22 protein-coding genes are annotated in these 25,006 nt (G+C 29.8%); 18 read left to right on the top strand and 4 right to left on the bottom strand.

The features are described 5' to 3' along the window. Positions 1 to 88: 88 nt before the first annotated feature. Together B5X81_RS11355 and B5X81_RS11350 are read left to right on the top strand one after the other, a co-directional pair. Positions 89 to 907 (top strand): transketolase, encoded by an 819-nt coding sequence (locus tag B5X81_RS11355; RefSeq protein WP_079491838.1) that lies wholly within the window; start codon positions 89 to 91, stop codon positions 905 to 907. Beyond that, entirely contained in the window at positions 904 to 1,854 is a 951-nt protein-coding gene (locus B5X81_RS11350) for a transketolase family protein (RefSeq protein ID WP_079491836.1), read from the top strand. Before B5X81_RS11355 ends, B5X81_RS11350 begins: the two co-directional genes overlap by 4 nt. 186 nt (positions 1,855 to 2,040) lie before the next feature. On the opposite strand, the gene B5X81_RS11345 is transcribed toward B5X81_RS11350, so the two are convergent. Beyond that, positions 2,041 to 3,300, bottom strand: coding sequence for a hypothetical protein (locus B5X81_RS11345; RefSeq protein ID WP_079491835.1), 1,260 nt, complete (start codon positions 3,298 to 3,300; stop codon positions 2,041 to 2,043). Between the two features lie 153 nt (positions 3,301 to 3,453). Here B5X81_RS11345 and B5X81_RS11340 point away from each other — a divergent pair, with 153 nt between their 5' ends. Beyond that, positions 3,454 to 4,173, top strand: a complete 720-nt coding sequence (locus B5X81_RS11340; RefSeq protein ID WP_170917383.1) for a glycosyltransferase — start codon at positions 3,454 to 3,456, stop codon at positions 4,171 to 4,173. Here the strand turns inward: B5X81_RS11340 and B5X81_RS11335 are convergent. Next, positions 4,154 to 5,593, bottom strand: coding sequence for a hypothetical protein (locus tag B5X81_RS11335; protein WP_139380307.1), 1,440 nt, complete (start codon positions 5,591 to 5,593; stop codon positions 4,154 to 4,156). The two genes, B5X81_RS11340 and B5X81_RS11335, sit on opposite strands and share 20 nt — an antisense overlap. Before the next feature lie 124 nt (positions 5,594 to 5,717). Next, positions 5,718 to 6,509: a glycosyltransferase family 2 protein gene (locus B5X81_RS11330; RefSeq protein WP_079491830.1), complete on the bottom strand. Its 792-nt coding sequence runs from the start codon at positions 6,507 to 6,509 to the stop codon at positions 5,718 to 5,720. Between the two features lie 228 nt (positions 6,510 to 6,737). On the opposite strand from B5X81_RS11330, the gene B5X81_RS11325 reads away from it, so the two are divergent. The 3 genes from B5X81_RS11325 (at position 6,738) to B5X81_RS11315 (ending at position 10,099) form a co-directional block, all read left to right on the top strand. Further along, positions 6,738 to 8,066, top strand: coding sequence for a UDP-glucose dehydrogenase family protein (locus tag B5X81_RS11325; RefSeq protein WP_079491829.1), 1,329 nt, complete (start codon positions 6,738 to 6,740; stop codon positions 8,064 to 8,066). After that, positions 8,063 to 9,001, top strand: a complete 939-nt coding sequence (locus tag B5X81_RS11320; protein ID WP_079491827.1) for a UDP-glucuronic acid decarboxylase family protein — start codon at positions 8,063 to 8,065, stop codon at positions 8,999 to 9,001. The genes B5X81_RS11325 and B5X81_RS11320 overlap by 4 nt, the downstream gene beginning before the upstream one ends. A 75-nt stretch (positions 9,002 to 9,076) precedes the next feature. Continuing rightward, positions 9,077 to 10,099, top strand: a complete 1,023-nt coding sequence (locus B5X81_RS11315; RefSeq protein WP_079491826.1) for a glycosyltransferase family 2 protein — start codon at positions 9,077 to 9,079, stop codon at positions 10,097 to 10,099. 68 nt (positions 10,100 to 10,167) lie between these two features. On the opposite strand, the gene B5X81_RS11310 is transcribed toward B5X81_RS11315, so the two are convergent. Continuing rightward, positions 10,168 to 10,911, bottom strand: coding sequence for a class I SAM-dependent methyltransferase (locus B5X81_RS11310; protein ID WP_079491824.1), 744 nt, complete (start codon positions 10,909 to 10,911; stop codon positions 10,168 to 10,170). A gap of 401 nt (positions 10,912 to 11,312) precedes the next feature. On the opposite strand from B5X81_RS11310, the gene B5X81_RS11305 reads away from it, so the two are divergent. The 12 genes from B5X81_RS11305 (at position 11,313) to B5X81_RS11250 (ending at position 24,941) form a co-directional block, all read left to right on the top strand. After that, entirely contained in the window at positions 11,313 to 12,260 is a 948-nt protein-coding gene (locus tag B5X81_RS11305) for a beta-1,6-N-acetylglucosaminyltransferase (protein ID WP_170917382.1), read from the top strand. A 128-nt stretch (positions 12,261 to 12,388) separates the two neighbouring features. Further along, positions 12,389 to 13,339, top strand: coding sequence for a beta-1,6-N-acetylglucosaminyltransferase (locus tag B5X81_RS11300; protein ID WP_079491821.1), 951 nt, complete (start codon positions 12,389 to 12,391; stop codon positions 13,337 to 13,339). Positions 13,340 to 13,548: 209 nt separating this feature from the next. Further along, positions 13,549 to 14,322: a glucose-1-phosphate cytidylyltransferase gene (gene rfbF, locus B5X81_RS11295; protein ID WP_079491820.1), complete on the top strand. Its 774-nt coding sequence runs from the start codon at positions 13,549 to 13,551 to the stop codon at positions 14,320 to 14,322. Between the two features lies 1 nt (position 14,323). Next, complete coding sequence (gene rfbG / locus B5X81_RS11290; protein WP_079491818.1) at positions 14,324 to 15,406, top strand: CDP-glucose 4,6-dehydratase; 1,083 nt, start codon at positions 14,324 to 14,326, stop codon at positions 15,404 to 15,406. Beyond that, complete coding sequence (gene rfbC, locus B5X81_RS11285) at positions 15,403 to 15,939, top strand: dTDP-4-dehydrorhamnose 3,5-epimerase (protein ID WP_079491817.1); 537 nt, start codon at positions 15,403 to 15,405, stop codon at positions 15,937 to 15,939. Before rfbG ends, rfbC begins: the two co-directional genes overlap by 4 nt. 13 nt (positions 15,940 to 15,952) lie before the next feature. Further along, positions 15,953 to 16,852, top strand: a complete 900-nt coding sequence (locus tag B5X81_RS11280; protein ID WP_079491815.1) for an NAD-dependent epimerase/dehydratase family protein — start codon at positions 15,953 to 15,955, stop codon at positions 16,850 to 16,852. Between the two features lie 67 nt (positions 16,853 to 16,919). Continuing rightward, positions 16,920 to 18,236: a lipopolysaccharide biosynthesis protein RfbH gene (gene rfbH, locus B5X81_RS11275; protein WP_079491814.1), complete on the top strand. Its 1,317-nt coding sequence runs from the start codon at positions 16,920 to 16,922 to the stop codon at positions 18,234 to 18,236. A gap of 40 nt (positions 18,237 to 18,276) precedes the next feature. Then, positions 18,277 to 19,467 carry a glycosyltransferase family 4 protein gene (locus tag B5X81_RS11270; RefSeq protein ID WP_079491813.1) on the top strand — a complete coding sequence of 397 codons (1,191 nt, stop codon included), beginning with the start codon at positions 18,277 to 18,279 and terminating at the stop codon, positions 19,465 to 19,467. A gap of 230 nt (positions 19,468 to 19,697) precedes the next feature. After that, positions 19,698 to 20,702 (top strand): mannose-1-phosphate guanylyltransferase, encoded by a 1,005-nt coding sequence (locus tag B5X81_RS11265; protein WP_079491812.1) that lies wholly within the window; start codon positions 19,698 to 19,700, stop codon positions 20,700 to 20,702. Positions 20,703 to 20,896: 194 nt separating this feature from the next. Next, positions 20,897 to 22,633 carry a sigma-54-dependent Fis family transcriptional regulator gene (locus B5X81_RS11260; protein WP_244282070.1) on the top strand — a complete coding sequence of 579 codons (1,737 nt, stop codon included), beginning with the start codon at positions 20,897 to 20,899 and terminating at the stop codon, positions 22,631 to 22,633. A 726-nt stretch (positions 22,634 to 23,359) separates the two neighbouring features. Continuing rightward, the gene (locus tag B5X81_RS11255; protein WP_079491811.1) at positions 23,360 to 24,115 is read left to right on the top strand and encodes a PTS mannose/fructose/sorbose/N-acetylgalactosamine transporter subunit IIC; all 756 of its coding nucleotides are present in this window, start codon (positions 23,360 to 23,362) and stop codon (positions 24,113 to 24,115) included. After that, the gene (locus tag B5X81_RS11250) at positions 24,108 to 24,941 is read left to right on the top strand and encodes a PTS system mannose/fructose/sorbose family transporter subunit IID (protein WP_079491810.1); all 834 of its coding nucleotides are present in this window, start codon (positions 24,108 to 24,110) and stop codon (positions 24,939 to 24,941) included. Before B5X81_RS11255 ends, B5X81_RS11250 begins: the two co-directional genes overlap by 8 nt. The last annotated feature ends 65 nt before the right edge of the window (positions 24,942 to 25,006 follow it).

Below are 25,006 nucleotides of genomic sequence, written 5' to 3'. Positions count from 1 at the left end.
CTAAGTTATATTTTAAAACAGAAAACTTGATTTAATAGCACAACAGGTTAATTTAGTAAAAAGCTTTAAAGGGAGGTAGAAAAAACAAATGAAAGACTTAGAATTGAAAGCTGCTTACATACGAGAAAAAGTTATTGATTTTGCATATGAGATTGGTAAATGTCATGTTGGAGGTGCTTTATCTACAATAGATATTTTAACTGCTCTTTATTATAGGGTCATGAAAATATATCCTAATGAACCTAAAAATGATGATAGAGATAGATTTATTCTAAGTAAAGGCCATGGAGTTTTAGGCTTATATGTTATACTTGCAGATTTAGGATATTTTCCAATGGAAAACCTTTATCGATATAAAAGCATAAACTCTATTTTACAAGGACATCCTGATACTAGAAAAACTCCAGGAATAGAAATGACAGCAGGTTCTTTAGGTCAGGGAATATCTTATGGAATGGGAAAGGCTTTGGCATTAAAGCTTAAGGATTTAAAAAGTAGAGTATTTGTTATGGTGGGTGATGGAGAACTTCAAGAAGGACAAAATTGGGAAGCCGTTGCAGGCGCAAATCATTTAAAGCTTGACAATTTAACTGTAATAGTGGATCACAATAAGCTTCAGCTAGATCAAACATTAATTGATGAATTAAGCTTTAAAAATTTAGAAGACAAATTCTTATCTTTCGGATGGAATGTAGAAACTATTAATGGACACAATATGCAAGAGATTTTGGATAGCCTTAATAAAAATAATAGAGGACCAACAGCAATTATTGCAAATACCATAAAGGGAAAGGGGATTTCCTTTATGGAAAATCAAATAGGCTGGCATTGCAATAAAATTGATGAGAAGCAGTATAAAATTGCTAAAAAGGACATTGAAAGGCATAGGGAGGTGGTTTTATCATGAAGTCACCAAGGGATGTTTTGGGAGATACATTAGTTGAGATTGGGAAAAAAAATGATAAAATAGTTGTTCTAAGTGCAGATTTAGCCACTTCAACAAAGACAATTAAATTTATGAATGAATTTCCCGATAGATATTTTAATTTAGGTATATGCGAGCAAAATATGATGTCATTGGCAGGTGGATTAGCAAGTGAGGGGTATATACCTGTTGCCAGTACATTTGCAGTTTTTGCAACGGGTAGGGCATATGATCAAATAAGACAATGTATTGCTTATAGTAATAATAATGTAAAAATTATTGCTACACACCCAGGATTGGCAGTTGGAGGTGATGGAGCTACACATCAGGCATTAGAAGATATTTCCCTTATGAGAACTATTCCCAATATGAGTGTGCTGGCACCCTCTGATGCAGTAGAAACAAGAAGTTTTATAAAAAAAGCTCTGGAATATGAAGGTCCTGTTTATTTAAGAGTAGGAAGGGCAGAGATGGCTAATTTATATAGTAGTGATCACAGAGCAGAAATTGGGAAAGGTGATATTTTAAAAGAAGGTAAGGATATTACTGTAGTGGCTCACGGTATTATGACGTATTATGCTTTATTGGCTGCTGAAGAATTGTTGAAAGAAAATATAAGCTTAGAAGTTATAAATATGGCCAGTATTAAACCGCTAGATAAGAAATTGATATTATCATCTGTTAAAAAAACCGGGGCTATTGTTACAGTAGAAGATCATAGTATATATGGTGGTTTGGGAAGTGCTGTGGCTGAAACAGTAATACAAAATAATCCAGTGCCTATGGAAATAATTGGAGTTGAAGATAAGTTTGGAGAATCAGGAAATTATGGTGAATTATATAAAAAATATGGATTGGATGTTAAATCAATTAAAAATAAAATTAAAAAGTTTCATGATAGGATGAACTTATGTGCTAAAGATAACTAACTCCAGGGGCTATTTCCCTTTCTTTAGCTTCTTTTCTCAGTCACATATCTATATTATTAGGTGTTAAAACCAAAGTTAATATTTTATTTATTAAGCTCTAACATAGATCTTTTTCTTTCCATCTGGGAGGTAATATATTAACATAACTGTTAGAGCTTTTTATTTTCTTTTATTTTCATAAGAAATTTATTCCTTTAATGTAAGGTAATTAGCAATTTTTTTCCAAATAGAATTATTGTTTATTTCCTTTGTTTTTAATATATCTGAAGCATCTGAATTTTCATTATCTAAAAATTCGTTTTCTATATTTGAGTTAGTATTAGATAGATTCTGATTTGTTTCAGCATTTTTGTTTTCCGTTTCCTCTATACTATCAATATTAAATAATTCATTACTATCTGTATTGACATCGGGATATTCATTTTTAATTTCAGGAATTTTAGTTATTCCTAATATAAAGGTTTCATTATCATTTATGAAACCAAAGGAAGAAATTGTTTTAGAGACATTTGAAATACAATCGATAGAGGAATAATTTATTTTTTCAAGTGCATCAGATGTAAATTCTAAAATATTGCTCCAGGTTTCTCCAAAATTCTTTGAAGATGAATAGTAAATCTTTTCTTCACACAACCATACTATCCATATTTCACTATTAAATTCAAAAATACTGAATTCTAAAGATTTTGTTTCTTCACAGTCAATTAGCTTATTAAATCTGTTAAAGGTAGATGAAGATTCAGTATACCCGTAATAAATATCCATGCAATTATAATTTGCAAAAATACTATGTATTCTATTGTTGGAATCTATAATAATATTGAGTAATTTATTATTATTAGTATTCAATTTTATTTTCTTCCAATTAAACCATTTTGATTTCTTTTTAGTAAATGTCAAGGAATTGATATATTGTGCTTTTTGATCTGAATCTAAGTAAAAAAAGTATAAATTTTTATTTTTATCAATGTCTACAAAGAATTTTGGATTAATAGATTTATAAAATGTACCTATATATGATTGAATCCATTCATGTTCAGTTTTATATAAATGGATTATAAAGGATTTATAATTATAATATTTTGCATTTTTTCCAGTAATTCTAAAGTCGTAAAATATATGTACGACATCTCCAAGTGATAATATTCTGACTTGTTCAATACTATTTACTTCCTTTGGAAAGCTTTGTAATATCTTTTTATTACAGATGTCTTTCTGGAGCATAATATAGATAAGTTCGCCAGAATTTATTACACACAGAATATGAACTCTTTGTTTATCATCGATGGATAAATCAAAGAGTTTTACATCATCTATTAATTTTTTAGGTTTTTCATGCTGATTTTCTCCTTTATAGTAATATAAAGTATTATCACGTAAATAGAAACTCCATGAGCTATCATATGAAATATCATTAATGATATGAAGGCTGTTTTTTCTATCCATACCCATCACCTTCCAAAGTATTATTATTATATACATATGAAAAGTTTAATTATAAAAGAAGTAGAATTTTATGGGAACAAGATATTTTTTTATACATAATATGAATTGAACCTAAATTATTTACAAGGATTTATAATTCTTTTAATCTTGGAGGTGATATATATTACTAAGATAAGTGTAATAATACCAACCTATAATTATGGAGAATTTATATGTGATTGTATAGAAAGTGTTATTAATCAGACATATAGAAATTATGAAATTATTGTAATTGATGATGGTTCCAAAGACAATACAGCAGAAATTATAAAAAAGTATAAAAATGAAATATTGTATTTTTATAAAGAAAATGGGGGGCCATCTTCAGCTAGAAATTATGGAATTAAAAAAGCTACTGGAGACTATATTTGTTTTCTGGATGCTGATGATGTTTTTTTGCCTAAAAAATTAGAGCTTCAGATTGCTTATATGAAAGAGAATAAAAATATAGGATTAATGTACTCTGATTATTATTGTGTATCAAAGGAGCTTAAAATAACCCAATATTATGAAAGTATGGGATTTAAAAGTCATGGTGAAGCGATCAGGTATTTATTAAATTATAACTATATTAATACGTCAACAACTATGATACCTAAAGCCTGTATAGATCATATAGGGCTGTTCAATGAAAAATATAGATACCTTGAAGATTTTGATTTATGGTTGAGAATAGGGTCTAAATATAGATTTAAATATATTAATAAACCTTTGGTAAAAACTAGAAGCCACTATAAGAATCTTAGAAATAAAATTAATAATTTTGAAATGATAAAAAATGCAAAAAAAATAAAGGAAGAAATTAATAATAAGATTAATCTTGATTTGATATAGCTGTATCAAATTCATTATAATCACTAAGGATTTCCTCAATTTTTCTATAAATCTTATTATTCTTTTTTCGCAAATCCAAAATAGAGTTTAAAAGTGTAAGCTCTTTGTTTTTTACATCTTCTATTTCTTTGTATAAACTATTAAGTTTATTTATAAAGCCCTGTAAATCATTACTTTGAGTTTGAAAATTATAATTGGGATATATATCATTTACAATAGAGCTTTCTTCAATGGACTTTCCCATATTATTTAAGTATGGCAAATAGCCTAGTTCTGAATTATGGTTAGTAGTATCACAACTATTTTTATCATTTAAACTTTCTCCGATATCATTAAAATCAGTAATATTATCGGAGTTTTGAATTTTGTCTTGCTTTGTATCCTTAATAGTAGGTATTTCATCTATTCCAGGTATTATTCTATCATTTTCCGAAAGGTAGATGTATGTATATGGAGCTTTTATAATATCAAAATTTTTAAAATTATATCCAGCAATTTCAATAGGCATTAATAAATCTTTGCTGTCAAGCTTTATTGATGTAGATTTTTTCCAATTATCTTTATCAAGACTGGTTTTAATAATATTATAAAAATTATTTTGTTTCCATCCAAATTTCAGATTATTATTTACTTGGATTAATGTAGGGTATGTTAGATTAGAGATATCCTTAGGAAGGGTGCTAAATTCTTTCCAGCTTGTTCTTTTATATAAATTAATTTTACGTCTAATAAAGTTTATATTTATATTTTTATCAAGTAGAGAACACCAGACTATATTTGCATTATTATTTGTATCACATAGGATTAGAGTGTTTATTATATCCTGTGTGTTTTCTGTTATTTTTTCAGCCAGTCCCCATTTATTGTGGAAAGCATCATAGGTTTTATAATATATTTTATATTTAGCATTTTCCTTGGTTTTAAATAGAATATGAAGATTTCCTTTGTAATCAATATCCGACTTAAATGAAGGTTGATATTTGTCATAATATAAATCTACGATTTTTTTTAAGTTCCAGTTTGAATTTTTAATATAGTAGAAAAAAACACTGTACATATCTCTACTTCTGGTATCCTTAACTAATAATAAGATATTATTTGTAGTTTTATTATTTAAATTAGTATAAAGCTTAATATCCTTAATTTTATAGTAACTTTTTACTTTTGAAAGTATACGTTTATTCCACTTATTCTTATCTTTTGTTATATATATTAGATTCTTATCATTGTTAACACAAGCTATATGGAGTTTGTTATCTTTATCTATATCAAGGGAAAACTTTAAAACATCTTTTTCAACAATTATTTTATCTTCAATTGGATTAAAATAGTTTTCTTCATATATACACCCATTTTTTAAGAGATAACATTTTAGCTCCTTTACCCCAGCAATATATTGTTTATCTCTAATGCTTCTCATTTCCAATACCACCACCTTGAAAGTGTCTTTTATAATGTATATTCAGAGAAGACCCCAGATTATTCATAGGAAGTTTGAAAGAGTTTAAGTAGTTTTAAATTTCCCATGAGTAATCTGGGATAGTTTAGCTATCAACATATTTTTGGTATTCAGTAATATTTTTTTTGATAATATCACAGCTTTTTAGCAAATCATCTTCTTCAACTTGCCATGTATGATTAAGTTTTGGTTTTGGATGTCTATTAAGTACAAAATTATACCTGTCTGTAGAATATATTCTATAACCGTAGTTTAGACAGTTGCCCTGGAAAATTGCATCGGGATTTACCTGGGTTTCTGGATATTTACCTATTACCTCAAGGATTTTGCGTTTAAAAATCATACTAGGATCTGCAACATGGGTGACATATCTATTTTCTTGATTTATATAATTATGATGAAAAATTCCTAGAGTTTTACTTTCTTCAAAGTAAATATAGAAGGAGGCCTTACCTACTATATCGGCGTTAACTTTATCGAATGTTTCAAGAGATTGTTTTAAAAAATTGGGAGCATAGTAATCATCGTCATCAAAGAAAGCTATATAATCTTTAGTTGAGCTTTCTATAGCATAATTTTTACATTGACCTAATGTATAGGATTCATCTAATTTTAGAATTTTAATATTTTTGTACTTACTGGCATTTTCTTTATACTTTTCTATATCCATCTCATTATTATTTAAAAGGATTATCAATTCTTTATTTTCAAAGGATTGGCTAATATAATTTTCAAATATATAATTTATATTGTTTGGTCTGCAAGTTATAGTAATAACGGAAACGCCACGATCAATTTCTGATGATTTATTTTCTGATGAAGAAGGGCCAAATTCTAAATAATAATTACTATTGTTAATATAATTATTCCTATTCATATTTCAAATGTCACACTCCTCGTTTTATTTATAAGAATCACTCAAATAAAATAATAAATCCCTATATATATTATGCAAGTTCCTTATTTAATTAGTATGTATTACTGGAAGAATAGTTGCATGATTTATTTTTAAAAGGATCATTTAACTGGTAATTACCTTATTTCACTTTTGTATCTACTAATGCATAGAATAAATTGATGAAAGATATGAATAGGGGGTTAAAGTTTGAAGATTTCAGTTATAGGGACTGGATATGTGGGATTGGTTACTGGTACTTGCTTTGCACATATGGGAAATAGTGTAATATGTGTGGATAATGATATAGAAAAAATAGAAAAGCTCAAGAAAGGTATTATACCTATATATGAACCGGAACTTGAAAGCTTGGTTGAAGAAAATTATAGAAACAAAAATTTGAAATTTACTGTAGATATAGAAGAAGCCCTTGATAACAGTGATATATGTTTTATTTCAGTCGGAACTCCTATTGGTGAGGGAGGTAGTGCAGATTTAAAATATGTACTGTCTGCTGCTGAAAGCATTGGAGAAAAAATGAATCATCATATGTATATTGTTAACAAATCAACTGTTCCAGTTGGTACAGCAGATAAGGTAAAGGAAGCTATTCAGAAAAAACTTGATAAAAGGAAAAGTAAGCTTACATTTGATGTAATATCGAACCCGGAGTTTTTAAAGGAAGGCAGTGGAATTGAAGATTTTATGAAACCCGATAGGGTGATAGTAGGGGCAGATAATAAAGGAGCTGTAGAAGTTATGAAAGAACTGTATACTCCTTTGATTGATGATGCGGATAAGTTTATTACTATGAATATAAAAAGTGCAGAAATGACAAAGTATGCTGCAAATGCAATGCTTGCCACAAAAATATCCTTTATAAATGAAATGGCAAATATATGTGAAAGGGTAGGGGCAGATGTAAACAAGATTCGCATAGGCATAGGAAGTGATCGTAGAATAGGGTACAGCTTTATTAATCCTGGATGCGGATATGGAGGAAGCTGTTTTCCAAAGGATATTAAAGCATTGATAAAAACTGCCAAGGACAATGGATATATTCCTAAAATTATGGAATCGGTACAAGGTTTAAATGATGCTCAAAAGTATGTATTAGTACAAAAAGTCATAGAGAGATTTGACAAGGACTTATATGGAAAATCCTTTGCTGTATGGGGTTTATCCTTTAAACCCAATACCGATGATATGAGGGAAGCAAGTTCTATAGACATTATAAAGGGACTAATTAACAGGGGTGCAAAAATCAGAGCCTATGATCCCAAGGCAATGAATAATGCAAAGGAGATTTTTCTAAGGGAAAACTCTAATATAGAATATGCTGAAAATAAGTATGATGCATTATTAGAAGCCGATGCTCTCATTTTGATTACTGAGTGGAGAGAGTTTAAAGAACCTGATTTTGATATAATGGCTAAATATTTAAAAGAAAAAATCATATTTGACGGAAGGAATCAATATGATTATGAAGTTTTAAAAAAATTTGGATTTGAATATTATCAAATAGGAGTTTCAATATGAAGAAAAGGATATTAATAACAGGGGGAGCAGGATTTTTAGGCTCCCATTTATGTGAGAGGCTTTTGAAGGAAGGAAATGAAGTGATATGTGTAGATAATTTGTTAACTGGAAGCAAAGAAAATATAAGATATTTACTTGAAAATAGGGATTTCAAATTTATTGAGCATGATATAATAGCCCCTTTAGATATAGAAGTCCATGAAATATATAATTTGGCATGTCCAGCAAGTCCCGTTCATTATCAAAGAGATCCTATCCATACTATTAAAACAAATATAATTGGTTCAATGAATATGCTGGAGATAGCTAAAAAATATAAAGCAAAAATTCTTCAAGCCAGTACAAGTGAAATATATGGTGATCCTCATATGCACCCGCAATCTGAGGAATATAGGGGAAATGTAAATTCTATAGGGCCTAGAGCCTGTTACGATGAAGGCAAAAGATGCAGCGAAACATTATTTTTTGATTATCATAGAAAGTACGATTTGAATATAAAGGTAGTGAGAATATTCAATACCTATGGGCCAAGGATGAGTCCAAGGGATGGAAGAGTTGTATCAAACTTTATTATACAGGCACTTAGGAATAAGGATATTACTGTATATGGTGATGGAAGGCAAACTCGCAGTTTTTGTTATGTGAAGGATTTAATAAGTGGACTTATAAAAATGATGGAATCGAAAAATGACATTTTAGGACCAATGAATCTAGGTAATCCAGAGGAATACTCTGTTTTACAGCTTGCAAACAAAATAATATGTTTAACGAAATCCAATTCAAAAATAGTATATAAACCTCTTCCACAGGACGATCCTGTAAGAAGAAAACCGGATATTAAGAAGGCAAAAGACAAATTGAATTGGACACCAGAAACTAAATTGGATGATGGGCTTAAAAATACAATAGAATATTTCAAAAAAATAATCCTTTGAGATTTGTGGGGAACTATGTAATTGTGAGAGATTTAGTATGTAGTATGATTTTATTAAGATAATGGGGATGATAATTTGATTATAGAATTTGGAGACAATTCATATAAAAGCAAAAGAAAAATGCCACCCAAAAATAACAATAACATAAGGAAAAGAAAAATTTTTTCTATAAGTATGGTGAAAAATGAAGCTGATATAATAGAATCCTTTGTAAGGTATCATTGCAATATATTCGATGGCATGATTATAAAGGACAATTACAGCAGTGATAATACATTAGAGATTTTAGAAGCTTTAAGGAATGAGGGAAAACCTATATATATTTTAAAGGATACAAGCACTGAATTTGCTCAAAGTGAGAAAATGACAGAGCTTCTATATTACACTGCAAATAAGTACAACCCAGATATTATTGTTCCTCTGGATGCCGATGAATTTCTTACATCACACAAGAATATTGGAAACCCGGTGAATATTTTAAATGAAATCGATGATAGTAAAGTATATCATTTAAAATGGGTGAATTATATCCCTCATATGGCAGATGATTTGAGTGAGAAATTTATTCCTAAAAGAATGAAATTTGCAAGGGTAGACAGAGCTTCCTTTGAAAAGGTTATTGTTTCAACAAAAATTGTAAATAAATATCCTATTAAACTATGGCAGGGAAATCATGGGGTTGAAAATATAAATGACTGGGAAAAGGAAAGACTCAACGAATTAAGGATAGCACATTTTCCAGTAAGGTCCATTAAGCAAATTGAATCTAAAATTCTCGTTGGATGGATAAATAATTTGAGTAGGCATAATAGAAATGAAGATGAAGCATGGCACTGGAGAGGGCTTTTTGAGAAAATCAAATGTGGTGGGGTACTTAAGCAGGAGGATATAATTAAAATAGCTAAAGAGTATTGCAGTGAAGATAAAAATAGTTATATTCAAATTATAGAAAAGCCAATGGATTTATCTTTTTGCAAGGATATAGAGACTAGGTATACACAGGATGAGGAAATCAATCCACTGAAAAATTTACTTGAAAATTGTGAAAAATTGGCTAGAGCATATGCAGAATTACGGGGACAATTTCTCGCCAAATAAATAATAAAGTGTTTTAAGTTTGTTTGAGGGATTCAGAGGGTGTAAGAAGATACACCCTCTGAATTTTTCTAATTATGATTTAAAAATTTATTGACTAAATTAAATAATGTTTCTTGGGATTTAGATATTGATAATAGAGATTTTCTCTTTTCAGGTAGCATCAATGCCAATGTAAGTCCTTCCCATAATTGATAGCTATTTTTAAAAACAGTTCCATGTAAAAAATCTATATCTACAAAATGAATATAGGGACATGTATTCCAATGGGCCTTTAATATTCCTGACCGCACAATGGGATTAAAGCTGTCATGGATTAAAATGTACAGGGGTTTTTGGGGTTCATACTTGAGAATGTTTTCAATATCGGTTTTAACTCCTTCGCTGCTGTGATCTCCATCTATTAAAACAAATTCTAAATTAAGTTTACTTTCATTAAGATTATTAATTATTTTAGGTACAGTTATTCTAGAGTTTCCAGTTATGAAGTTTACGTTACTGAAGCTTGATTTGTCAACCTTATCATGAAAATAATCAAAGGCATATACATATCTTGAGTAGTCGGAAATTGGTTTTAAGCTTCCACCATATTGGGTTCCTATTTCTATGGATATTTCTGGTTTGATTTTATCCAATAGATACAGCATAGTAATTTTTTCTCCAAAATTCATCTGCCACTGGGCCTGTAAATATTCTTCATTTAAAATATATTTTTTGAAATCTATTATTGCTTTATCAAATTTTGTATTATCAATTATCAAATTATTTTTTTCATTTTCATTTATTTTTTCTCCAAATTCTAGGGAAAAAGACATTTACTTTCCACCTTTCATATTGCTCCATAGAATATAAATTAACCCCTTGTGATGATTTCCGTATAGGGAGTTTTAATATTTCCTTTTCCTTCATGTAATGAACCTGTTTTTTATAGTAATGTCTCTCATTACATGTATATGAAAAATTAATATATATGGTGTAAAGAATTGATTTTAAATTTAATCTAAAAGTGGGGAGGGAGATTTTATATTGATCTAAGGAGGAAGAATTTTCAAGATATCCAGTATATATTACTAAACTTCACATCTTTGTTTTAAAAGGAATATATATAAAGAAGGGAAGTATAAATTTGTTCTATTAAAGATAACCAATGTATAAATTTACCTTTTAATTTGGTTATTCATAGAAAAATAAGATGAATATGAAAGGAAGTACAATAATGACATTTTCATTAGATTTTGGTGAACAAGATTATTATAAAAAAATGAATAAAAGTAAAGTTAGTAATATGAATGACCAAAAGAAACTAAAAATTTCTTTTTTAATATTAGCCCATAAGGATCCATTTCAATTAATTACTTTTATAAATACATTAGATTGTGAAGATGTGAATTTTTTCATACATGTAGACAAGAAAAGCAGTATGATAAACCATACAGCACTAGAAGAATTAAAGCATAGAAACAATGTATTCTTTATAGAGAAAAGATATGACATTAGCTGGGGTGGCTATAAAATGATAGAAGCCACTATAGGTTTAATGAAGGAAGCACTCAAAAAAAGTGATTGTGATTATATAAGTTTGCACAGTGGTCAGGATTTACCTATTAAAAATAAATATGAAATCATAAATTTTTTAAAAAGAAATAGAGGGAAAGAGTTTATAAATCATTTTAGTTTAAATGTTAATTGGTGGTGGCCTAATAATGCCCTTGATAGAATCAGGTATTATTGGTTTATAGATCAAATTGGACTGGAAAAATCATGGGAACTATATGAAGTACAGAAGAAATTAAAGGATAAGAGGAAGTTTTTAAAAGATATTAAACCCTATGCAGGTTGGCAGTGGTGGACAATAACAAGAGAATGCACAGAGTATATTATTAATTATTTGAATCAAAATCAAAGCTTTTGTGATTATTATAAATATACATTAATACCCGATGAAGGATTTTTCCAAACCATAGTATTGAATTCACATTTTAGAAATAGAGTAATAAATAATAATTTAAGGTTCATTGCCGGCGGAGGAGAAAATCTTCATCCTAAGACTCTTACTAGGGATGATTATAATTATATAATGATGTCGGATATGTTATTTGCTAGAAAATTTGATACTAATGTGGATAATGAAATTATAGAAATTATTAAAAACAGGGTTATGTGATTGTTATTTGAGCAAATTGGAGTTATGCAATTTCCTCATTTAATATAAAATTAATTTGTTGTAATACTGCTTATATTGTATTTTAAATAAATTATTTATGGGAAAAGAAAGTAAAGGGTGGTAAGGAAGTGAGCTTTTCATTGGAATTTAATAGAGAAATAAAGGACGAAGGAATTAATAAAATAAAAAGGGATTCTATAACAGTAAACGATCCAATGAAGATATCTTTTTTGATATTGGGACATAAAAATCCTTCTCAAATAGTTACCTTTGTAAATGCGCTGGATTGTGAATCTTTCAAATTTTTTATTCACATCAACAAAAAAAGTGATATAGGAAATAACGGTGTGTTAGAAGAAATAAAAAATAGAAAGAATGTTTATTTTCTTGATGAAAGAGAAGAGGTAAGATGGGGAGGCTATAGTTTAGTTAAAGCCACTTTGCTTTTATTAAGGAAAGCCTTAGAAATAAATCAGGGGGGATATATAAGTCTTCATAGTGGTCAAGATTTACCTATAAAAAGTAAAGCCCAAATACTAGACTTTTTGAGCAATAATAGGGGAAAAGAATTTGTTGAATTTTGGAAAATACCTAAACCTGGATGGGAAGTGGATGGAGGGCTAAGGAGAATAAATTATTATTGGTTAATTGATGAATTTGGCTATGATGGAGCATCTAAAATATTAGAAGAACAAAAGAGACTAAATCATAAAAGAAAGTTTTTTCATAATATGGAGCCCTATGGTGGTTCTATGTGGTGGACAATAACAAGGGAATGCGGAGAATATATAATTGACTATGTTAATCAAAACAAAACTTTTTGTGACTACTATAAATACACCCTGTTACCCGATGAAGGATTTTTTCAAACCATTATATTAAATTCTCATTTTAAAGACAAAGTGATAAATAATAATTTAAGACATATAGAATGGGAAGCATGGCAATCTCATCCCAATATTTTTAGAGAATATGATTATAATAAATTAATTTCAAGCGATAGACTATTTGCCAGAAAATTTGATATAGATGTAGATAATAAAATTATTGAAATGATAGCCCATAAGATTGCAGATTAGAAATTATAATTTATAGGAATATGATAGTTAAAACTTAAGAAGTCAAATATGTTTTGTAAAGGTTCATTTTAATAACCTGTAAGAAAATATATTTGGCTTTTCAATGTGACAAAAAAGTCCAGTTAAGCGTAATATAAAATAAGAGTATTCGGTTATTAGAGGATAGCTTGAGCTTTATAAAAGGTAATAAGTAAAAGCAGGTGATATATATGAAATTAGTTATTTTGGCAGGGGGATATGGAACAAGGCTTGGTGAGCGAACATTATCTATACCTAAACCTATGGTTACTATAGGAGAAAAGCCTATTATTTGGCATATAATGAAGATTTATTCTGCCTATGGAATTAAGGATTTTGTAATTTGTTTAGGATACAAGGGTGATGTGATAAAGGATTATTTTCTACATTACAATTCAAAGAATAATGACTTTACTGTCAATTTAAAGGATTTAAGCATAGAATTCCATAATGAACACGATGAAAAGAATTGGAGGGTAACCTTAGTTGATACTGGACTAAATACTTTAAAGGGTGGCAGACTGAAAAGAGTAGAGAAATATTTAGAAGATGATACGAATCTATTAACCTATGGGGATGGAGTTGCTGATGTAGATATTAAGAAGCTTATAAAGTTTCATGAAAAGATAGGGAAGATTGTTACAATAACAGGGGTATATCCTCCAGCAAGATTTGGAGAATTAATAGCCCATGGGGATATATTAAGCTCCTTTAAGGAAAAGGCTCAAGCTTCCCAGGGCCTTATTAATGGTGGATTTATGGTGTTTAATAAAGAGCTTTTAAATTATTTAACGGATAAGGAAGATTGTGATTTAGAGACAGGAATATTTGAAAATCTTGCTAAAAAAGGCGAAATTGCTGTATATAAGCATAAAGGAGCCTGGGCCTGTATGGATCATGAAAGGGATGTTAAGTACCTAAATAATCTATGGAAAAATAATAAAGGTTTTTGGAAGGTCTGGTAAAATGAAGGAATTTAACAATGTATTTGAAGGTAAAACTATTTTAGTAACTGGGCATACAGGTTTTAAGGGTTCATGGCTATCGATATGGTTAAAGGGATTAGGAGCTGAGGTTATAGGATATGCATTGGATCCAAATACAAATAGAGATAATTTTATTTTATCGGGATTAAATAAAAAAATTATAGATATTCGTGGAGATATAAGAGATATTAATAAACTTGAAGATGTATTTAAAAAATATAAACCGGAAATAGTATTTCATCTCGCTGCTCAATCATTGGTTGGTCTTTCATATAAAATGCCAAGGGAAACCTATGAAGTAAATCTTATGGGAACTTTAAATATACTTGAGTGTATAAGAAAAAGCCATAGTGTAAAGGTGGGAATAATGATAACTTCAGACAAATGTTATGAAAATAAAGAGCAGCTGTGGGGATATAGAGAAAAAGATTCTATGGGAGGATATGATCCATATAGTTCTTCAAAGGGATGCTCAGAAATTTTAATTAATTCATATAGAGCTTCATTTATGAATCCACTGGATTATAAAAAACATGGTAAATCCATTGCTTCTGCCAGAGCAGGCAATGTAATAGGCGGTGGAGATTGGGCTAAGGATAGAATTATCCCGGATTGTATTAGATATTTAGAAATAAATAGACCAATTGAAATAAGAAATCCCCTAGCAGTAAGACCATGGCAGCATGTTTTAGAACCATTAAGTGGATATTTACTTTTAGCGAAAAGATTATTAGAAAGTCCTAAAGTTTATTGTGAACCATGGAATTTTGGACCTGGTTTTGAGTCAGTAATTACTGTCAAAGAAATGGTAGAGAAGGTAATAGATTTATATGGATATGGAGAAATAAGGGATGTATCAAAGAATAATAAATTCCATGAAGCAAAACTTTTAAATCTAGATATAAGCAAGGCATTATTTAAGCTTGGATGGAAGCCTAAGCTAAGCATTGATAAGGCCCTTGAATTAACTATCGATTGGTATAAAAGATATCAAAGGGAAGATGTCTATGGTCTTTGTAAGGAGCAAATTAAAAAATATAATTCTAAAGGGGTAGAAAAGTGAAAACTTTACCTACAAGAATCAAAGATGTTTATATAATTAAAAGTAAAATTAGGACTGATAAAAGAGGAGCTTTCTATAAAACTTATAATGAAAATATCTTCAAGGAATATAATTTATGTACTGAGTTTAAGGAAAGCTATTATTCCATATCAAAAAAAGATGTCATTAGGGGTATGCATTTTCAACTGCCTCCCTTTGACCATGAAAAGTTAGTTTATGTACCTAAGGGTAAGATAATCGATGTAGTACTGGATATGAGGAAAAAGTCCCAAACCTTTGGTGAATATGTAGATATTGAGTTATCAGAGAAAAACAAATTAAGTATATACATTCCCAAAGGCTGTGCCCACGGATTTAAATCCTTAGAGGATAATACTATTACAGTATATAATGTGTCAACAGCTTATAATCCTGATTATGATAGTGGTGTTAGATGGGACTCCTTTGGCATGGATTGGGAAATAGATAATCCTATAGTTTCAAATAGAGACAAGGGTTTCAAAGATTTTGCAGAATTTAGGATTCCATTTTGATTAGGGTGATAAAATGAATATTTTAATTACAGGTGCCACTGGCTATATTGGTTCAAACTTAACAAGAAGATTGGTAAATGAAGATAATAATGTAAGCATAATAACACGATCAAATTCTAAGTTAAATCTCATTAAGGATATAGTAGATAAAATAAATATACATGTACATGATGGAACTACTGAAGGGATGATGAAAATTCTTGAAAAGGTACAGCCAGATATTGTATTTCATCTGGCTTCAAAATTTATTTCTAAGCACAAGTCAGAGGATATAAAGCCCCTTATAGAGAGTAATATTTTATTTGGCACCCAGCTTATAGAGGCAATGTCAAAAAATAATATAAAATATTTAATAAATACCGGGACAGCCTGGCAGCATTATAAAAATTGCAATTACAATCCGGTATGTTTGTATGCTGCCACAAAGCAAGCCTTTGAAGATATACTAAAATATTATATTGAGGCGGAAGAATTAAAGGTAATTACATTAAAGCTTTTTGACACATATGGGCCAAATGATAGGAGACCTAAAATTATGAATTTACTTAATAGAATAAGTGGAAGTAAGGAAGAATTATTAATGTCTCCAGGGCAGCAATACCTTGATTTAGTATATATAGATGATGTTATAGAAGCTTTTTTAAGAGCTGGCAGCATAATAAGAGCTAGTATTGATATAAAACAGGAAAGCTATGTAGTTTCATCGGGGAAACCAATAAAATTAAAGGACTTAGTTGAAATATTTGAAAAAATCTCTGGAAGAAAACTTAATGTAAAATGGGGCGGACTGCCCTATAGAAATAGAGAAGTAATGTACCCATGGGATAAGGGAAGGACATTGGAAGGATGGAAGCCAAGGATAAGTATAGAGGATGGAATTAAAAAGATAATATGGAATAGAAAAAAGATTTAAATATAAAATGACTTTGATTATCTGAGGAAATTCTATATTTACCTCATGGATTTAAGGGGAAATATTGATGAAAAAAAATATGAAGCTTAGAAAGGAAATATCAGAAAAGGTTAGGGAGCTGTTTTTAACTGAACACGAAAATAAACTAAAATTTGAAAAGGGGAAGGGTATAATTCCATATGCTGGAAGAGTATATGATGAAAGGGAAATTATGTCACTGGTTGATTCCTGTCTTGATTTTTGGTTAACCTCTGGCAGATATGCAGAGGAATTTGAAAAGGGTTTTAGTAGATTTATGAATGTGATACATTGTCTTCTAACAAACTCCGGTTCTTCTGCAAATCTACTGGCTCTTACTGCATTTACATCTCCTAAGCTGGGAGAAAGAAGGTTAAAACCCGGTGATGAGGTCATCACTGTGGCAGCAGGCTTTCCAACAACGGTTAATCCTATAGTACAAAATAGGCTTATTCCAGTATTTGTAGATGTGGAGCTGGGAACCTATAATATAAAAGTTGAGGAGCTTGAAAAGGCATTATCAAATAAAACAAAGGCCATAATGATAGCCCATACTTTGGGGAATCCTTTTGACTTAAGTTTTATTATGGACTTTGCTAAGGAGAATGATTTATATGTAATAGAAGACTGTTGTGATGCAGTTGGGTCAAAGTATGATGGGAAAATTGTAGGCAGTTTTGGGGATGCTGCCACTGTGAGCTTTTATCCAGCCCATCACATAACAATGGGTGAAGGTGGAGCAGTTTTAACTAATAATGAGCTTATTTATAAAGCATTAAAATCCCTAAGGGATTGGGGAAGAGACTGCTATTGTAAGCCAGGCATAAATAATACATGTGGCAGAAGGTTTAAAGGTCAGTTTGGGACACTACCCCATGGATATGATCATAAATACGTTTACTCCCATATAGGATATAATTTAAAAATTACAGATATGCAGGCAGCTATTGGAGTAGAACAGCTAAAAAAACTGCCTGAATTTATTAAAACAAGAAAGGAAAATTTTAAAAGATTATATGAAGGGCTAAAAAAGTTTGAAGAGTTTTTAGTATTACCTACTGCAACTGAAAAATCTGATCCTTCCTGGTTTGCTTTTCCTATATCAGTAAGGGAAAACAATAAATTTAACAGAAAAGAAATAATTGAATTTTTAGAGAATAAAAAAATTATGACAAGACAGCTTTTTGCAGGAAATATAATTAGGCAGCCAGCATATAAGGATATTGATTATAGGGCCATAGGAGAACTTTCCAATACTGATTTTGTTATGAATAATACCTTTTTTATCGGTGTATACCCTGGAATTGACAATGAAAGAATAGATTATATTTTAGGAGTATTTGAAGACTTTTTCAAGAAATTATAAAGAGTTTTGTTAAAGTATTAAATTATAAGGGTGAGAGGGTTTGGACAGAGATTTTCTATTGAGAAAAAACAATATTTTTAATAATAGTGGATTTATCCTTGAGTGGAATAATGAAAGAAGTGATAAATCAAAGGATGATAATAAAAAGGGTGTTAATTTACTAACCTGTTATAAAAAAGAGACGGGTTTGGGAGAATCCTGTAGATTAACAGCTAAAGCATTAGGTGCTGCTGATATTAACTTCAAAGTTAAGGGTTTTGAAGACTTAAATAGCAATTTGTGGACATATGAAAATATTGATCAATTAATATATAATACAAATATTTTCCACGTAAATCCAAAGGAGACTCCATATGTCCATAAATGGCTGGGAAAAGCTTTTTGTAAAGAGCGCTATAATATAGGATATTGGTATTGGGAACTTATGGATTTTCCAGATGAATGGATAAAAGCCTTTGATTACCTTGATGAAGTTTGGACATCTTCAAAATTCACTTTAAATAGTATAAAAGAAAAATCTCCAGTGCCGGTTAAGCTTATACCTCCTTGTATTAAGGTGGATTCTATAGGCAAAGTTACAAGAAAGGATTTTAATTTGCCCCAGGATGTATTTTTGTTTTTGACAATGTATGATAGCTGGAGCTATAAAATCAGAAAAAATCCTCAGGGAGCGATAGATTCCTTTAAAGCAGCCTTTTCACCAGATGATATGAGTGTTGGATTAGTGATAAAGATAAATAATGCAAATTCTAATCCAGGGGAGGTTAATAATTTAATTAAATCATTAAAAGGGTATAAAAATATCTATTTAATAAAAGAAATATTAAGTCGCTCTGATGTAAATGCATTGATAAGTATGTGTGACTGTTTTGTATCTCTACACCGCTCAGAAGGCTTTGGTTTAGCTATGGCGGAATCCATGTATTTGGGGTTGCCTGTTATTGCAACAAATTGGTCCGGTAATCTTGATTTTATGAATCATGAAAATTCTTGTCTAGTTGACTATGAATTAGTAAAGATAGGTAAAGACTTAGGACCATATAAGGCATATCAAACCTGGGCAAAGCCAGATAATGTTCATTGTGCTTATTCCATGAAAGAATTGATTCTTAATAGAAATTACTATGATAAAATTGCACAAAATGGGAAAGAAACTATTAGAAGCTTATATAGTCCAGAGAGAATTGGTAAAATGATAAAAGATAGATTAGAGGATTTAAAATTATTGTAGGTTATGCTATTTCCTCAATTAAATTTTTAGATATAAAAGAGTGCTTTAGAATTAAACTCCTATGCACTCTTTTCATTATGGGAAAATAGTAACCGATGTAAAAGGTCGTAAATAATATCACATTATAGTGTTTTAAACATATTCTAATACTAGGTAATAAGGACTTGCTCATATATTTTATTTGAAATTTAATTTGAATGTAAATATTGTTTATATATAGGAGTGAAAAAATGATAAATATAGTACTTTGTGGAGGATGGGGCTTGAGATTGTGGCCACTTTCAAGAAAATTGTATCCAAAGCAATTTTATAGATTTTTAGAAGACAAATCATTATTTGAAAAAACAATAATTAGAAACAATAAATTTTGTGATAAAGAGATTATAGTAACAAATATTAAGCAATATGATTTAGCTCTGAATCAAATTAATAATATGAATATAAAAAATAGTCATTTTATTTTGGAGCCAGTAGGAAGAAATACTACGGCAGCAGTTACTTTAGGGTGTTTGACATTAAAACCCAATGATATAGTATTAGTTACTCCTTCAGATCATTTAATCAGTGATGAAAAGGAGTATAGTAATGTATTAAGAAAAGCTGAAATATTAGCAAGCAAAGGTTATATAGTAACCTTTGGAATAAAACCAGATAGTCCAGATACAAATTATGGATATATAGAAGCTAAAGGAAATGATGTTGTATCTTTTAAAGAAAAGCCCGATGAAGAAACTGCGATAAAATACTTAGCTAAGGGTAATTACTATTGGAACAGTGGGATGTTTATGTTTAAGGCTTCCATTTTTTTAAATGAGTTAAAAACTTATGCTCCAGATATCTATAAATTTGCTAATAAAGCATTTAAGAATGTTAAATCCTATGAACCACTTAAAATAAGGTTAGAGGATATGCTTCAAATTCCTTCTATTAGTCTGGATTATTCAGTTATGGAAAAAAGTGATAGATTAAAAGTCATATTGTCTGATATAGGATGGGCTGACTTAGGAAGCTTTGAAGCTTTATATGAAAATCTAACTCATGATAAGGATTCTAATTGTATTTTGTCCAATGAAGTTATATTGGAAAACTCTTATAATAATTTAATCATATCAAAAGATAAAGGGATTGTTGTAATTGATGTAGATAATTTAATAATAGTTGATACACAGGATGGATTGTTAATAAGTAAAAAGGGAAGTTCCTATAAGGTAAAGGAAATATCCCATAAATTATAGCAGTGCAAAGAAATGGAAGTAAAAAGTCATACTGTCACATATCCTTCATTGGAATCCTTTAAAACCTATTTTGATTATATTTGTTAAGATTACAAATATAGAGTATTTTGATATAATATTTCCAAGAAAGTTATTATATATGATGGGAATAAAAGTTTTCAGATACACCAATAGATTTTAAAGGAGTGATTCCTTTGACTTCATTATTGCATGAAATAGAGGAATATGTGATGAAGTATGCTGAGGTAATATCTAATGTTATAAAAGTAGATGTTGAAATAGTAGATAAAGATATGAGGAGGGTTGCCGGAACTGGAATATTCAAGGATAAGATTGGTACAATAAATGAAGGTTCTGTTTATAGGAAGGTAATTGAAACTGGAAAATCTAAAATAATTAGAAATCCAAGGGAACATGAAATTTGTAAAGGATGTATTAATAGAGATATATGTATTGAAAAACTAGAAATATCAACACCTCTTATTTATGAAGGAGAAATTATTGGAGTAATAGGTTTAGTTTGCTCTACCGATGAACAAAAACAACTTATATTGGAAAATTTAAATTCCCATTTACAATTTTTATATCAAATAAGTGATTTTATATGTTCTAAGGTATATCAGTATAATGAATTAAAAATCCAAGGAGAGAGAACTAAGGTTTTAAACAAAATACTAAATAATGTAGATAAAGGGGTTATAGTATTAGATGACAATAATAGAATTACAATGCTTAATAATAATGCTATGAGGGAATTGAAACTTTTTTCTACAGACTTAGACAAAGAAGTAAAGCTAGCAGATAAAGATGAATATATAATGGGTGGAGAACTTTATGAATTAACAATAAATAATAAGAGCTTTTTACTTGTAGGAAATATTATACCTGTTGACTTTATCTCTAAGGATTATTCTAAAGTATTCATTTTTAATAATATGAGAAAGATAAATTCAGAGATATATAATATAACAGCCAGTGAAAAAAGAATAGGCTTAGACACAATAATTGGCAATTCAAAACCAATGAAAATATTAAAGCGAAAGATAAAAAAGATAGCTTCTACTCAATCAACGGTATTAATAACAGGGGAAAGTGGAACGGGAAAAGAATTAGTAGCAAGGGCAATCCATGATTTAAGTGATAGAAGATGTAAACCCTTTGTGGCTGTAAACTGTAGTGCCATGCCTGAAGCTCTTATGGAATCGGAATTGTTTGGATATGTAAAGGGGGCCTTTACAGGGGCTAATCCCAATGGGAAAATAGGTAAGTTTGAACTTGCCAATGGTGGAGTTATACTTTTAGACGAAATAGGGGATATGCCATTATATATGCAGGTAAAGCTTTTAAGGGTTCTCCAAGAAAGAAATGTTACTAGGATAGGATCTAATCAATCCGTTGATTTAGATATTAGAGTTTTAGCTGCCACCAATTTAGACTTAGAAGAGAGAATTAAAGAAAACAAATTTAGAAAGGACTTATTTTATAGATTAAAAGTAATACCTATAAAAATACCTCCTTTAAGGGAAAGAGAAGGAGATATAGAATTAATTATAGATAAACTTATTGAAAAGTATAGTATTTTATTTAATAAATCCATTTATCATATTAAAGAAGAATGTAAAAACATATTATTAAAATATCCTTGGCCAGGAAATGTGAGGGAACTTCAAAACACTATAGAATATATGATAAATATAGTAGATAATGAGGGTATACTCACAAAGGATATGCTTCCAGATAATATTTTACATAATCATAATAAGAATATAGGATTTTATAATGAAGAAGAAATAGAACCTCTGGAAAAAATAGAACAGGAATATATAGAAAAAGTTTTGGATATTTGTGGAAGAAGTACAGATGGGAAAAGAAAAGCAGCAGAAAAATTAGGCATCGGTATAGCTACTCTTTATAGAAAAATTAAAACTTAATTGGGAAGATTGTATAATATAATTATTATTATGATAATGAAAATTTAAAAATGAGTTTAAATGTATATATATATACGAAAGCCAAATTCTCAAAATGATAAAAAGCTTTATCATTTTGAGAATTTGTTTTTTTTTGAAAGGGGAATAAGATTCCTATTGAAGATTCATAAAAATTTTAATATGTTTTTCAATAGCTATAGACATTGAAAACATTAGATTATAAGAAAAATTCTATAAAATTAAATTATCTATATTTTCTTAATAGATTGGCATATACTTTGCATTAAAATATAAATGATTCTATTTATACAAATGTTATGACAAATGTTTAAAGAAAAAATTTTATAATTGTCTTTAAAAAATTAATTAGTAGATATGACTTTTAAAATCTCTAAAGTACTACTAGATTATGTAATTGATTCAAATTCTAATTATCCATTATTTCAAGTAAAAATATATTTCAGAAAACTTATTATAAATGAGGATAGTTGATTCTATTTATACAAACGTCATGACAAATGATAAAATAAAAAATTGCATAATTGCTTTTTCCAGAAACTAAATAGTACATATGGCTTTAAAATCTCTCAAACATTACTAATACCATGGAATTGTTCCCAATTTTAATTGTCCAATTATCTCAAATAGTAATATATTTTAAAGAATCTATTATAAAGGAGGGTAGTTGAAATCAAGTTAAAAAAATAAAAATATGGAGGAATCAAAATGTTTATTAAAGCTTTATTAGTGGCCCTTTATGCATTTTGGATTGAAAGTCCTTTGACCTTCAACACTCGTTTTTTTGCTTTTGGACGACCACTGGTATCTGGATTTATTATTGGTCTTATATTGGGAGATCCTGTAAAGGGTACAATGATTGGTGCAACTATTAACGCTGTATATATAGGGGTAATAGTTGTTGGAGATCAAACACCTGCAGATACTAGAATAGCTGGAGTACTTGGATCTGCCCTAGGTATATTGGCTGATATGACACCTGAAATGGCCCTTGCTGTTATAATACCTATTGCCTTAGTAGGAGTTTCCTTTAGAACCCTTAGGCAATCCTTATTTTCTGTTCTTGCCCATAGGGCCGATAAATATGCCCAGGAGGATAATCCTAGGGGAATTGCCCTAGTTAATGTTATTCCCCCTACAGTATTTGCCATCATATATCCAGGGCTTGCCACTTTCCTTGCGGTATATTATGGTCCAGAAGCAGTACAAAGCGTTCTTGGTTTTTTACCCAAGCAACTGATTGCAGGTTTGCAAGCTACAGGAAAACTTTTACCTTCAGTAGGATATGCAATGTTACTACATTATATGACAGCAACTAGCTTGGCAATGCTACCAATGTTCTTTATTGGATTTATTTTAGCAGCATTTTTAGGCTTAGACATACTGGCAGTTGTGGGTATGGGTATATGTGCAGCATTTATGATTTACAAGCCTAAAGCTAAGGAGGTGGCTAGTCTTGAGTAAATCAAAGGAAAATGTACAAGTAACTTTAAATGATGGTGAGTTATTTGGAATTTGGGCAAGATGGGTATGTTTTCTAAATGGGATGGTGAATTATGAAAGGATGCAAGGGGTTGGATTTTGTCACGCAATTTCACCAGCTATAAAGAAATTTTATAGTAAAAAGGAAGACCGGATTTCAGCCTTTAAAAGACATCTAACTTTTTTCAATACCAATGCAACAACAGGAACTATAATATTAGGAATTACAACTGCTATGGAAGAACAAAAAGCAAACGGAGCTGAAATAGAAAATGAAACTATAAATGCCGTTAAGGTTTCCTTAATGGGTCCCCTTGCTGGTCTTGGAGATTCTATTTTTCAAGCAACAATATTTCCAATATTATTATCAATAGGTATTGGTTTAGGACTTCAAGGGAATGTTATTGGTCCCCTATTATTTACCCTATTGGTGTTAGGTATTTCTTATCCCCTGGATTATTGGTGGTTTAAAAAGTCCTATAAGGAAGGAAGACCATTATTATCTAAGCTTATGGAAACAGGACTCTTAAATAATGTAACAGAAGGTGCAAGTCTGGTAGGACTGTTAGCAGCTGGGACTTTAACTGCACGTTATATCAGTTTTTCTGTTAAGTATAAGATTCCTCTTTCCGTAGGTGAGCCCATAAGTATCCAAACCGATATACTTGATAAAATTGCCCCTAATTTCTTACCCTTACTTCTTGTTATTGGTTGTTGGATTGGATTACGCCGCAAATTAAGTGTTGGCAAACTTATTTTAGGAATTTTTATAGTGGGTATATTGCTAGGAGCTTTAGGCGTAATTTAGGATTTTCATATCTGAAGCAGTAAAAAATACTGCTTCAGATATCATTATATTAGTGAAAGAGGAGG

Origin of the sequence: Maledivibacter halophilus (assembly GCF_900167445.1) — a bacterium.
GTDB classification, from domain to species: Bacteria; Bacillota; Clostridia; order Peptostreptococcales; family Caminicellaceae; genus Maledivibacter; species Maledivibacter halophilus.
Note: the sequence above shows the minus strand (reverse complement) of the source record. Positions and strands in the feature narration are given on the sequence as shown.

What these genes read in the sequence shown, in the direction of transcription:
- B5X81_RS11355 (WP_079491838.1), top strand. Translation starts at nt 89, where the DNA reads ATGAAAGACTTAGAATTGAAAGCTGCTTACATACGAGAAAAAGTTATT.
- B5X81_RS11350 (WP_079491836.1), top strand. Translation starts at nt 904, where the DNA reads ATGAAGTCACCAAGGGATGTTTTGGGAGATACATTAGTTGAGATTGGG.
- B5X81_RS11345 (WP_079491835.1), bottom strand. Translation starts at nt 3,300, where the DNA reads ATGGATAGAAAAAACAGCCTTCATATCATTAATGATATTTCATATGAT.
- B5X81_RS11335 (WP_139380307.1), bottom strand. Translation starts at nt 5,593, where the DNA reads ATGAGAAGCATTAGAGATAAACAATATATTGCTGGGGTAAAGGAGCTA.
- B5X81_RS11330 (WP_079491830.1), bottom strand. Translation starts at nt 6,509, where the DNA reads ATGAATAGGAATAATTATATTAACAATAGTAATTATTATTTAGAATTT.
- B5X81_RS11320 (WP_079491827.1), top strand. Translation starts at nt 8,063, where the DNA reads ATGAAGAAAAGGATATTAATAACAGGGGGAGCAGGATTTTTAGGCTCC.
- B5X81_RS11310 (WP_079491824.1), bottom strand. Translation starts at nt 10,911, where the DNA reads ATGTCTTTTTCCCTAGAATTTGGAGAAAAAATAAATGAAAATGAAAAA.
- B5X81_RS11305 (WP_170917382.1), top strand. Translation starts at nt 11,313, where the DNA reads ATGACATTTTCATTAGATTTTGGTGAACAAGATTATTATAAAAAAATG.
- rfbF (WP_079491820.1), top strand. Translation starts at nt 13,549, where the DNA reads ATGAAATTAGTTATTTTGGCAGGGGGATATGGAACAAGGCTTGGTGAG.
- rfbG (WP_079491818.1), top strand. Translation starts at nt 14,324, where the DNA reads ATGAAGGAATTTAACAATGTATTTGAAGGTAAAACTATTTTAGTAACT.
- B5X81_RS11280 (WP_079491815.1), top strand. Translation starts at nt 15,953, where the DNA reads ATGAATATTTTAATTACAGGTGCCACTGGCTATATTGGTTCAAACTTA.
- rfbH (WP_079491814.1), top strand. Translation starts at nt 16,920, where the DNA reads ATGAAAAAAAATATGAAGCTTAGAAAGGAAATATCAGAAAAGGTTAGG.
- B5X81_RS11265 (WP_079491812.1), top strand. Translation starts at nt 19,698, where the DNA reads ATGATAAATATAGTACTTTGTGGAGGATGGGGCTTGAGATTGTGGCCA.
- B5X81_RS11255 (WP_079491811.1), top strand. Translation starts at nt 23,360, where the DNA reads ATGTTTATTAAAGCTTTATTAGTGGCCCTTTATGCATTTTGGATTGAA.